Raw genomic sequence first — 11895 nt, 5'->3', positions numbered from 1 at the left:
ATTCAGACTAGCTCTATGAGTCTAACTCATGCATTTTTCACTCTGCCATGCAATTTTCTTCTCCTATCATTCGGGCAACCGCCAACGGGGGAGGCTCACCATGCCGGCAACGCATCCGGCGATCATCGACGGGCATAACGATGTCCTGCTCAAGCTCTACCGCGCAGGTGGGTTGGCACAGGCGGGCACGTTCCTGACCGGGCGCGATGGTGCGCTCGACCTGCCCAAGGCGCAGGCGGGTGGCTTTGGCGGCGGCTTCTTTGCGGTCTACGTGCCCTCGCCGATGGATCGCGAGGCCCGCGATGCCGAGATGACCAATGCCACCTATGACCTGCCTCTGCCCGAACCGATCGACTGGGAGGATGCGCTGCCGGTTGTGCTGAGCCAGGCCGCGATCCTGTTCGAGCTGGAACGCCAGGGCGCGCTGTGCGTCTGCCGCAGCGTGGCAGACATGCGCGCTGCGCTGGCGGCGGGCCGGATTGCCGCCATTTTCCACATCGAAGGGGCCGAGGGGATCGACCCCGACCTGCATATGCTGGATGTGCTGCACGCGGCCGGGCTGCGCTCGCTGGGGCCGGTCTGGAGCCGCAACACGATCTTTGGCCATGGGGTGCCGTTCCGTTTTCCCTCGGGGCCTGATATCGGGCCGGGGCTGAGTGATCACGGCATCCGGCTGGTGCGGCGCTGCAATCAGCTGGGCATTCTGATCGACCTGTCGCACATGAATGCGGCAGGGTTCTGGGATGTTGCCCGCCATTCGGACAAACCGCTGGTGGCGACCCATTCCAATGCCCACGCGCTCTGTCCCATCTCGCGCAACCTGACCGATGATCAGCTGCGCGCGATTGCCGAAAGCGACGGGATGGTTGGGTTGAATTTCGCGGTGGCCTTTCTGCGCCAAGACGGGCGCAAGCTGAGCGATGTGCCGGTGGAGACCATGTTGCGCCATCTCGACCACATGATGGGTATCCTGGGCGAGAACCGGGTGGGCCTCGGTTCGGATTACGACGGCGCCATCGTGCCCGAGGCGCTGACCACGGTTGCCGATCTGCCGGTGCTGCGTCAGGCCATGGCCGACCATGGCTATGGCGCGGCGCTGATCGACAAGCTCTGCCGCGACAACTGGCTGCGCGTGCTGGAACGCACCTGGGGCGCATGACCACAGCAAGAATTGACCAAGACCAAGACAACAGGAGAGGAAAAGACAAAATGAATGCTTTGAACCGACTTCTATCGAGTGCCGTGCTGGGTGCGGCGGTCCTGATGACCGCGCCCGCGCCGATGGCGATGGCCGAAACCCCGCCCAACATGCTGGTGATCGCGCACCGGATCGACGATATCACCACGCTGGACCCGGCCGAAAGTTTTGAATTTGCGGGCTCTGACCTCAGCCGCAATGTCTATATGCGGCTGGTGAATTTTGACCCGATGGACTTGAAGGCGGGCTATCAGCCTGAGATCGCCGAAAGCTGGACGGTGAGCGAGGACAAGCGCTCGATCACCTTCACCATCCGCGAGGGGCTGAAATTCCATTCCGGCAACCCTGTCCGGGCCGAGGATGTGGAGTTTTCGCTGCAACGGGCGGTGATCCTGAACAAGACCCCGGCTTTTATCCTGACCCAGTTCGGCTTTACCGCTGAAAACGTGGCAGAGACCATCAAGGCGGATGGCAACACGGTGACCATAACCACCGACAAGCCTTATGCGACTTCGTTTGTGCTGAACTGTCTGACTGCGGTCATTGGTGGCATCGTCGACAAGGAAGTCGTCATGGCCAACGAGCAGGACGGCGATATGGGCAATACCTGGCTCAAGACCAATACCGCCGGGTCGGGCGCCTATTCGCTGGTCAGCTGGAAGCCGAATGAAAGCATCACAATCCAGTCGAACCCCGACTATTACCGTGGCGCCCCGACGATGGAGCGCGTGATCGTGCGCCACGTACAGGAAAGTGCCAGCCAGCGTCTGCTGCTCGAGCGCGGCGATATCGACATCGCCCGCAACCTGAACCCCGAGGATATCGCAGGCGCCCGCAATGCTGAGGGCGTCAAGGTCGAGGAAGAGCTGAAGGGGCGGCTGATGTATGTGTCGCTCAGCCAGAAACACCCCGAACTGTCGAAGCCGCAGGTGCGCCAGGCCTTTAAGTATCTGGTTGATTACGAAGGGATGAAGAACAGTTTCCTCAGTGGTCAGTACACCATTCACCAGAATTTCCTGCCGCAGACCTATCTGGGTGCATCGGACGCCGCGCCGTTCACCTATGATGTGGAAAAGGCCAAGGCGCTGCTGGCCGAGGCGGGCATCCCCGAAGGCATGGAGATCGAGGTCGGCGTGCGCGAGGCGCAGGAGCGGATCGAGATCGCCCAGTCGCTGCAAAACTCGCTGGGACAGGTGGGGATCAAGATGAACATCACCATCGGCACCGCCAAGCAGATCCTCAGCCGTTACCGGGCGCGGGAACTGGATGTCTATCTGGGCGCCTGGGGGCCGGATTATCCCGATCCGCATACCAATGCGGGCACCTTCGCCTATAACCCGGACAACTCCGATGAGGCGCAGGCCACCGGTCTGCTGGCCTGGCGCAACAGCTGGGACACCGGCGGGTTGACCGCAAAGACGGACGCCGCCGTGGTGGAAAATGACCGCGACACGCGCGCCAAGATGTACGAGGAGATCCAGGCCGAATTCCGCGAAACCTCGCCCTTTGTCATCATGTTCCAGCAGATCGAGCAATCGGCGCAGCGGGACAACGTGATGAACTTCTCGACCGGGCAGGCCATCACCTCGGCGTCCTACTGGCAAGTCACCAAGTAAATGGCACTGACGGAAAACAATCGTGAGAGGCGCGTTCGCGCGTCTCTCGCCCCTTGGCTGAAGGGGGTCCTCGTGGCCCTCGGTTCGGTCTCGATCACCATGCTGGGGCTGCTCCTCATCACCTTCATCATCGGTCGGGTGATGCCGATCGACCCGGTGTTGGCGATCGTGGGCGAACGCGCCAGCCAAACCACCTATGATGCGGTCTACGAGCAGCTTGGCCTCGACAAGCCGCTGTTGGTGCAGTTTCTCTTTTACCTCTGGGATGTGCTGCATGGCGATTTCGGCATGTCGCTGCTGAACGCGCGCCCGGTGTCCGAGGATATCGCCCGCGTCTTTCCCGCCACGCTGGAACTGGCCACGCTGGGCACGCTGATCGGCGTGTTGCTGGGCGTGCCGCTGGGCGTCATCGCCGCCGTGCGCCGGGGCAGCTGGATTGACCAGATCGCCCGAGTCGTGGCGTTGGTGGGCTATTCAATGCCTATCTTCTGGCTGGGCCTGATGGGCCTTTTGATCTTTTACGGCGTTCTGGGCTGGGTCGGAGGGCCGGGGCGGCTCGATATCTTCTACCAGGACATCGTGCCGACGCGCACGGGCATGATCCTGATCGACAGTGCCATCGCCGGTGACTGGGGCGTGTTCCGCAACGCCTTTTCCCATATCATCCTGCCCGCAACGCTGCTGGGGTATTACTCGCTAGCCTATATCAGCCGCATGACGCGATCCTTCATGCTGGAACAGATGTCGGCAGAGTATGTCACCACCGCCCGCGTCAAGGGCATGTCCGAACGGCAGGTGATCTGGGGTCACGCGTTCCGCAACATCCGGGTGCAGTTGATCACCGTGATCGCGCTGAGCTATGCCAACCTGCTCGAAGGGTCGGTGCTGACCGAGATCATCTTCAGCTGGCCGGGGATCGGCAGCTATATCACCACCGCGCTCCTCAGCGCCGACATGAACGCCGTGCTGGGCGGAACCGTCGTGGTGGGGCTGATCTTTATCTGTCTCAATCTGTTTTCCGACCTGCTCTACCGGGTCTTCGATCCGAGGTCGAAATGAGCGAAACACTTACTTTGCGGCAATGGCTCTTGACCGACGAGCCGACCTCGCGCCGCCACGCCCGGTTGGCCAGCCTTTACAAGGGCTGGCTGACCCTGCGCGGCAATACCATGGCGATGTTCGGGCTGGGCATTCTGGTGGTGCTGGTGCTGATGGCATTGTTCGCGCCGTTCCTGGCACCACAGGATCCCTATGTGCAGAATCTGGGCAACCGGTTGCAACCGCTGGGTAGCCCCAGCCACCCGTTTGGCACCGATAGTCTGGGCCGCGATATCCTGAGCCGGCTGATCTATGGCAGCCGCATCACCCTTTATATCGTGACGCTGGTCGCGCTGATTGCCCCGCTTGCGGGGCTATTGGTGGGTACCGTCGCTGGCTATGTTGGCGGCTGGGTCGACGTGGTGCTGATGCGGATCACCGATATCTTTCTGGCCTTTCCCCGGCTGGTTCTGGCGCTGGCCTTTGTGGCGGCGCTGGGCGCGGGGATCGAGAATGCAGTGCTGGCGATCTCGCTGACCGCATGGCCGCCCTATGCGCGCATGGCCCGGGCCGAGACGCTGACCATCCGCGCGTCGGACTATATCAGCGCGGTGCGCCTGCAAGGTGCGAGCCCCGTGCGCATCATCACCCGGCATATCTGGCCGCTCTGTATCTCGTCGCTGATCGTGCGAGTGACGCTGGACATGGCGGGCATCATCCTGGCCGCCGCGGGTCTGGGCTTTCTCGGGCTTGGCGCCCAACCGCCCAGCCCGGAATGGGGGGCAATGATCTCGGAAGGGCGCCGGTTCATTCTGGATCACTGGTGGGTGGCCACCATGCCGGGGCTGGCGATCTTTACCGTCAGCCTGGCCTTCAACCTGTTGGGCGACGGGTTGCGCGACGTGCTCGACCCCAAGGAGGGCAGCCAATGAGCCTGCTGGACGTGGAAAACCTGTGGGTCAAGTTCCCCACCCGTCAGGGCGTGGTCGAGGCTGTGCGCGGCATCTCCTTCTCTCTGGGGCGCGAGCGGTTGGGCATCGTGGGCGAAAGCGGCTCGGGGAAGTCGATGACCGGCCGGGCCATCCTGCGCCTGATCCGCCCGCCGGGGATCGTCGAGGCCGACCAGATCGCGCTGGAGGGGCAGAACCTGCTCGACCTGACAGAAAAGGACATGCGCGCGGTGCGGGGCGAACGCATCTCGATGGTGATGCAGGACCCCAAGTTCTCGCTGAACCCGGTGATGCGCGTGGGAGACCAGATCATGGAGGCCTATCTGCTGCACAACAAAGTGGGCAAGGCCGAGGCGCGCAAACGCTCGCTGGAGATGCTGGATGCCGTGTCGATCCGTGACCCCGAACGGGTGATGCGCGCCTATCCGCACGAGATGTCTGGCGGCATGGGTCAGCGCATCATGATCGCGATGATGCTGATCCCCAACCCGCAGATCCTGATCGCGGACGAGCCGACCTCGGCGCTCGATGTGTCCGTGCAGCGGCAGGTTCTGAACATCATGGACGATCTGGTGAAACAGCGCGGTATGGGCCTGATCTTCATCAGTCACGACCTGAACCTGGTGTCCGAATTCTGCGACCGGGTGCTGATCATGTATGCGGGCCGCATCGTCGAGGTTTGCGATGCCGACAAGCTGCATCAGGCGACGCACCCCTATACGCGGGGCCTGTTGAACTCGCTGCCGCGACTGGACCAGCCGCGCGCCAAGCTGGAGGTGCTGAGCCGCGATCCCGCCTGGTCCGAGGCGCCGAGTGTCGGAGGCCGGGCATGAGCATGATTGAGATCGAGGGGCTGAATGTCTGGTTCGGCCATGGCCCCGACCGGGTCGACGCGGTGCGCGGCGCCAGTTTCTCGGTGGCGCGCGGCGAGAGCTTTGGCCTGGTGGGGGAAAGTGGCTCGGGCAAGTCCACCATCCTGCGGGCGATCACCGGGCTGGCGCCGGACTGGTCCGGGCGGGTCAATATCGACGGGCAGGCGCTGGCAGGTGGCAAGCGCGACCGCGCCTTCTTTCGCAAGGTGCAGATGGTGTTTCAGGATCCTTACGCCTCGCTGCATCCGCGCCATTCGGTGGATCAGGTCCTGTCGGAAACGCTGCATCTGCACGGTATCCCCGATATCGACGCCCGGGTCAGACGCCTGTTGGACGATGTGGGGCTGGGCGGGCGGTTCCGCTTTCGTTATCCGCACCAGTTGTCAGGCGGTCAGCGACAGCGGGTGGCGATTGCCCGCGCGCTGGCGGGCGAGCCCGAGATCCTGCTCTTGGACGAGCCGACCTCGGCGCTGGATGTCTCGGTGCAGGCCGAGATCCTGAACCTTCTGACTGATCTTCGTGCGGAACACGGTCTGACTTACCTTATGGTCAGCCACGATCTGCCGGTCATCGGTCACATGTGTGACCGTCTCGCGGTGATGAAGAACGGTGAAATCGTCGAGGTGATGGATGTCGATGCGCTGCGTGCCATGCGTGCGGAACATGAATACACCCGCGACTTGTTGTCAGCTTCAGTCGCCCCGGGGGCACATCCGGTCTGAACGGGCCCGTTAACCCGGCCTTCGAACAGAGCCTCGCTTTCTGAATCTGGCCAACGTGTTCTGGCCAGAACTGGATGGCATTTGCCAGATTTCTCGTTTTGTCCTGCAAGGGACTCACCGCTGGGTACGCTCATGCGGGGCGGGCGGATATCAACGTCAGGTCGAAAATTGAGCCGAAAGTGCGCGCCGATGGTGCACGCCCTTCCTGTCTGGAAAAGAAATATTACCAATTTCGGCAAAAAACACTGAAAAGAATTTGAATGTTTGCGCTCTGTGACTATCGTTGACGGGTCTGCTTCTGGCGGACAGGGCTTGGTTAGAACAAACCGATTGGCCCGGAAATGGGAGGAGAAATGACTGAAAAGATGAATCGCAGAAACTTTCTGCGCGGAACGGCTGTTGCCGGCGCGGGTGTTCTGGCAGCTCCGGCTGTCCATGCACAGGAAGGCGTTACGCTGAAGATGCAGGCCGCATGGGGCGGCGGTATCTTTCTTGAGAACGCGCAATCCTACGTGAACCGCGTGAACGAAATGTCGGGCGGCCGCCTGACCATAGACCTGCTGCCGGTGGACTCGGTCGTCAAGACCAGCCAGATGCAGGATGCCGTGCACCGCGGCGTGCTGGATGCGGCCCATTACGTTCCTGCCTATTGGTACTCCAAGTCCAAGGCGGCCTCGCTGTTCGGAACCGGCCCATGCTTTGGCTGGTCGAGCCAGGAAGTCCTGGGCTGGGTCCACTACGGCGGCGGCATGGAGCTCTTTAACGAGCTGATGGAAAGCCTTGGCCTGAACGTGGTGTCCTTCTTCAACTCGCCGATGCCCGCGCAGCCGCTGGGCTGGTTCAAGCAAGAGATCACGGATGCCAGCCAGATGAAGGGGCTGAAGTATCGCACCGTGGGCCTTGCGGCGGACGTTCTGCTGGAAATGGGCATGTCGGTGGTGCAGCTGCCGGGCGGCGAAATCCAGCCAGCGATGAAATCCGGACTGATCGACGCGGCCGAGTTCAACAACCCGACCTCGGACCGCGACTTCGGCATGCAGGACGTATCCAAGCACTATCACCTGGCCTCGTTCCACCAGAGCCAGGAATTCTTCGAGGTCACGTTCAACAAGAAGAAGTACGAGGCCCTGGCGCCCGAGCTTCAGGCGATCCTCAAATACGCCTCCGAGGCCGAGAACTCGAACTTCTACTGGCACAACACCAAGCGCTATTCGGAAGATCTGGTGAAACTCCAGACCGAGCAGGGCGTGAACGTCTATCGCACCCCCGACAGCGTCATGGCAGAGCAGTTGAAGGCGTGGGATGTGGTGGTCGACCGCATCTCGGGCGAGGACGCGTTCTTTGCCAAGGTGGTGGAGAGCCAAAAGGCCTATGCCAAGACAGTGATGAACTACCTCAACCTGAACCAGCCCGACTACAAACTGGCCTACGGCCATTATTTCGGCTGAACCAAAGGTTCGAACTGACAAGAGCGGCGGCCGCGACAGTGGCCCCGCCCCTTGTGGCGCGATGATGGGGGACAGACCTTGATCAAAACCATCCATGCCATCGAAGGGCTGAGCCAATGGGTTGGCAAGGCCTTCGGGTGGTGCATTCTCATTCTGACGCTTTCGGTGTCTTATGAAGTTTTCGTGCGTTACGTGCTGAATTCGCCGACGGTCTGGGCCTTTGACATGATGGTGCAGATGTACGGGGCGCTGTTCCTGATGTCGGGCGCCTATGCGCTGGCACAGGATACGCATGTGCGCGGCGATGTTCTGTATCGTTTGTTTCCGGTGCGCTGGCAGGCGCGCGTGGATTTCGTGCTGTATATCCTCTTCTTCTTTCCCGGCATGTTCGCGCTGTTCTGGTACGGCTGGGAGATCGCCTCGGACAGCTGGCGGTACAAGGAGGTGAGCTGGAACAGCCCGGCCCGCATCCAGATTTACTTCTTCAAGACCCTGATCCCGGTCGCAGGCGCGCTGCTGATGTTGCAGGGGCTGGCCGAAATGGCCCGCTGCTGGCTGGCCATGCGCAGCGGCGAGTGGCTGCCGCGCATCGACGACGTAAAAGAGACCGAAGACATGCTGATGCACATGCAGGAAGACCACCCCGAGATGTTCCGGGCGCAGGCAGGAGGCCGCGGCAATGAGTGATCCTCAGATCGCAATCGTAATGCTCTGCATGTTCATCGTTCTGGTGCTTCTGGGCTTTCCGATCGCCTTTACGCTGCTCGCAATGGGTGTCGGTTTTGGCTACTACGCCTATTATCATAGTCCTCAGTCGATTTCTGAGATCTTCGACAACAACATCTTCTACCTGCTGAACCAGAACACCTATTCCGTGATGGAGAACGACACGCTGGTCGCCATCCCGTTATTCTTGTTCATGGGATATGTGGTTGAACGCGCCAATATCGTCGACCGGCTGTTCTTTTCCCTCTACATGGCGGCGCGTAACCTGCCGGGATCACTGGCAATTGCGGCGCTACTGACCTGTGCTGTGTTCTCGACCGCCTCGGGCATCGTTGGCGCGGTGGTCACTTTGATGGGTCTCTTGGCCTATCCGGCGATGAACAAGGCCGGCTACAACCAGAGTTTTGCTGCTGGGGTTATTTGCGCGGGCGGAACGTTGGGCATTCTCATACCGCCGTCGATCATGCTCATCGTCTATGCAGCGATAGCCGAACTCTCGCCATTGCGGCTCTATGCAGCGGCAGTGTTTCCGGGGCTGATGCTGGCCGGTCTTTACATCGTCTACGTGATCATCCGGGTCAGCATCAATCCGGCGCTTGCGCCCAAGCCACAGCTGGAAGATGTGCCGCCAAAGCGGGAAATCTACATGAACCTGCTGGTGTCCTTCGTTCCGCTGACTGTTCTGATCTTTCTCGTTCTGGGCTCGATTCTGGGTGGGTTGGCGACGCCGGCCGAAGCAGCCGCGATGGGCGCCTTGGGTGGTCTGGTTCTGGCGATGCTCTACCGGTCTCTGACGTGGGGTAAGGTCAAGGAAAGCGTGTTTCTGACGGCCAAGGCAACCGCAATGGTGTGCTGGCTGTTCGTGGGCTCATGGACTTTCGCATCGGTATTCTCCTATCTCGGTGGGCATGACGTGATCGAGCATTGGGTGGTGGGCATGAACCTGCAACCCTGGCAGTTCCTGGTATTGGCCCAGCTGATCATCTTCCTATTGGGCTGGCCGCTGGAATGGTCGGAAATCCTGATCATCTTCGTGCCGATCTTCCTCCCGATGCTAGATACTTTCGGGGTGAACCCGTATTTCTTCGCGATGCTGGTGGCGTTGAACCTTCAGACCTCGTTCCTGACCCCGCCCATGGCGATGTCGGCCTACTATCTCAAAGGCGTTCTGAAGTCGCAGATCGAGCTGATCCAGATCTTCAAGGGCTTGATGCCCTATCTGGCCATTGTGATCCTATGCATGGTGCTGATGTACCAATTCCCTGGCATTGCGCTCTGGTTCCCGGATTACCTGTTCGGTGTATGGGTCCCCTGATATGCGGATTGATCCGACTTTGATGTCAGCAACGCAAGCGGCAGAGGCTATCAGAACCGGCCGCCTGAGTTCGGAGAACCTCGTGCAAGCTTGTCTGGCGCGGGTAGCCGAGACTGAACCTGTGGTGCAGGCATGGGCGCATCTGGATGGGGACCATGCGCTGGCCCAGGCGCGGGAACTTGATCGGATCAGGCGGGCAGGGCGGGCGACAGGTGTCTTGCACGGGGTGCCAGTTGCCCTCAAGGATATCGTGGATACCGCCGACATGCCCACCCAGCGGGGCAGCGTGATCTTCTCTGGGCGCCAGTCCGGACGCGACGCGCGTCTGGTCGAGCGTCTGCGCGAGGCTGGCGCGGTGATCATGGGCAAGACACGGACCACCGAACTGGCCTATTTGCACCCGACTGTGACGACCAATCCGCATGATCCGTCACGGACACCGGGCGGGTCCTCAAGCGGATCCGCCGCGGCGGTGGCAGCGCGTCACGTGCCGCTTGCGATTGGCACACAGACAGGCGGATCGGTCGTCCGTCCGGCCTCGTTCTGCGGTGTATTCGGCTTCAAGCCGAGCCGCGGGATCATTCCGCGCACGGGCGTCTTCCGCACCTCGATTACACTGGATCAGATCGGCGGCTTTGCCAACACGCTCGAAGACATGGCGCTGCTGGTCGATGCGATTGGGTGCTACGATCAGGACGATCCGGCCAGTTTTGCGCGGCCGCGTCCTGGAAACCTCGCTGGTGCTAGGGCCGCAGTGCCAGTGGACCCTGATATCGCATGGTTCGACATGCCTTATCAGGACCGGTTGGATGCGGATACGCGGGCGGGTCTGGAGGCGGTTCTGGAGGCGTTGGGCGACCGGGTCGAACGTTTCCCGGCCGCGCCGCAACTCGTCGGGCTGACCGATGTCCACAAGGTGATATACGATTACGAGATCGCCGAGAATATGCATGACATTGCGCGCGATCACGGGGGTACGCTGAGCCAAGAAATGCGCGCCGCCCTGGAACGAGGTACCGCGATCAGCCGGGCACAATATGGCGAAGCAATAGAGATCAAGGCATCCGCAGAAGCGTTTTTTGTGGATCACTTCAACGATTTCGATGCCATCCTGGCGCCGTCGGCATCGGGTCAGGCGCTGCCGCTGTCGGCAGGAAACACTGGCGACGCGGTCTATTGCACCATCTGGACACTGGCCGGTCTGCCATGCCTCACCCTGCCGGTGTTGGTAGGTGCGGACGAATTGCCGATTGGGGTGCAACTGATCGGGGCACGGGAACAGGACGACCGCCTGATGAGAACGGCGGCATGGATGCAAGCTGCGCTGACGGGTTCAGCCGCGCGAGAGGAGGTTTGAAATGTCGAAACTGGTCAATTTCATCACGGCCACCATCGGGCTGGGCCTGATGATCACCTTCGTGGTCGGGCTGTCGTACAGCATCTCGACCGGGTTTGCCGGGTTCTGGGGCGGTTTGCCCTTCGCCTTCATCGCAGGCTTCGTGATCCTGCTTGCGCTGTATAATTACTGGGAAGAGGTGTTCGGCAAAAAATAGAACGTTACCTGAGCCAGAACTACTTGGGTTTGACTTATTTGAAATCGCCTGTTCCCTGCGCAGCAGGTTCATACAGACGAATGTTGCACGGATTTACGCTTGGTTCCCAGCATCTATTTTTGTGGCTCCGCCTTCATCTACACGTTCTTGATCCGGTGCGGGGCACTGTCTCCTTCCAGCATTCTGAACACATGGTCGGATTTGCGCGTAAATAGAATAGATTAGCAGCGGTAAGGGAAATTACCTCCAACGTCGAGTGCCATCTACACGGCAGATGCGCGCGCCTCAGTTGAATAGTGGTCCACTTTGTATTCCAATCGACGACCCCAATCGTTCCCGCGGTGGGAGCCTATGGATAACCCAAAACGGATTCATGTGGTTCTAGGGTCTGTTGAGATTCACTTTGAGTTCAGGAGAGCGGCGCAGGCATTGATGATTGCCGTAAAGCTGAGGTCTG

General features: G+C 60.7%; 11 protein-coding genes. All 11 read left to right on the top strand.

Annotated elements, in window-relative coordinates:
• Nucleotides 1–100 precede the first annotated feature (100 nt).
• The 11 genes from OEZ49_RS20620 to OEZ49_RS20570 all read left to right on the top strand — a co-directional run bounded on the left by OEZ49_RS20620 (nucleotide 101) and on the right by OEZ49_RS20570 (nucleotide 11438).
• A complete protein-coding gene (locus tag OEZ49_RS20620) occupies nucleotides 101–1159 on the top strand; it encodes a dipeptidase (RefSeq protein WP_263390051.1) in 1059 nt (352 codons plus the stop codon).
• A gap of 50 nt (nucleotides 1160–1209) precedes the next feature.
• Nucleotides 1210–2814 carry an ABC transporter substrate-binding protein gene (locus tag OEZ49_RS20615; RefSeq protein ID WP_263390050.1) on the top strand — a complete coding sequence of 535 codons (1605 nt, stop codon included), beginning with the start codon at nucleotides 1210–1212 and terminating at the stop codon, nucleotides 2812–2814.
• Nucleotides 2815–3873, top strand: a complete 1059-nt coding sequence (locus OEZ49_RS20610) for an ABC transporter permease (protein WP_263390049.1) — start codon at nucleotides 2815–2817, stop codon at nucleotides 3871–3873.
• Entirely contained in the window at nucleotides 3870–4784 is a 915-nt protein-coding gene (gene nikC, locus OEZ49_RS20605) for a nickel transporter permease (RefSeq protein ID WP_263390048.1), read from the top strand. The genes OEZ49_RS20610 and nikC overlap by 4 nt, the downstream gene beginning before the upstream one ends.
• Nucleotides 4781–5635 carry an ABC transporter ATP-binding protein gene (locus OEZ49_RS20600; protein ID WP_263390047.1) on the top strand — a complete coding sequence of 285 codons (855 nt, stop codon included), beginning with the start codon at nucleotides 4781–4783 and terminating at the stop codon, nucleotides 5633–5635. Before nikC ends, OEZ49_RS20600 begins: the two co-directional genes overlap by 4 nt.
• Nucleotides 5632–6396, top strand: coding sequence for an ABC transporter ATP-binding protein (locus tag OEZ49_RS20595; protein ID WP_263390046.1), 765 nt, complete (start codon nucleotides 5632–5634; stop codon nucleotides 6394–6396). The genes OEZ49_RS20600 and OEZ49_RS20595 overlap by 4 nt, the downstream gene beginning before the upstream one ends.
• A gap of 353 nt (nucleotides 6397–6749) precedes the next feature.
• Nucleotides 6750–7844 carry a TRAP transporter substrate-binding protein gene (locus OEZ49_RS20590; protein ID WP_164126982.1) on the top strand — a complete coding sequence of 365 codons (1095 nt, stop codon included), beginning with the start codon at nucleotides 6750–6752 and terminating at the stop codon, nucleotides 7842–7844.
• Nucleotides 7845–7922: 78 nt separating this feature from the next.
• Nucleotides 7923–8531 carry a TRAP transporter small permease subunit gene (locus tag OEZ49_RS20585; protein ID WP_263390045.1) on the top strand — a complete coding sequence of 203 codons (609 nt, stop codon included), beginning with the start codon at nucleotides 7923–7925 and terminating at the stop codon, nucleotides 8529–8531.
• Nucleotides 8524–9885 carry a TRAP transporter large permease gene (locus tag OEZ49_RS20580; RefSeq protein WP_164126985.1) on the top strand — a complete coding sequence of 454 codons (1362 nt, stop codon included), beginning with the start codon at nucleotides 8524–8526 and terminating at the stop codon, nucleotides 9883–9885. The genes OEZ49_RS20585 and OEZ49_RS20580 overlap by 8 nt, the downstream gene beginning before the upstream one ends.
• 82 nt (nucleotides 9886–9967) lie before the next feature.
• Entirely contained in the window at nucleotides 9968–11242 is a 1275-nt protein-coding gene (locus OEZ49_RS20575) for an amidase (protein ID WP_263390044.1), read from the top strand.
• Between the two features lies 1 nt (nucleotide 11243).
• The gene (locus OEZ49_RS20570) at nucleotides 11244–11438 is read left to right on the top strand and encodes a DUF2244 domain-containing protein (protein WP_164126987.1); all 195 of its coding nucleotides are present in this window, start codon (nucleotides 11244–11246) and stop codon (nucleotides 11436–11438) included.
• Nucleotides 11439–11895 lie beyond the last annotated feature (457 nt).

The sequence above is a fragment of the Ruegeria marisflavi genome (assembly GCF_025673445.1).
GTDB lineage: Bacteria > Pseudomonadota > Alphaproteobacteria > Rhodobacterales > Rhodobacteraceae > Ruegeria_B > Ruegeria_B marisflavi.
The sequence above is the reverse complement of the archived record's forward strand: the minus strand, read 5'-3'. Positions and strand labels throughout refer to the sequence as shown.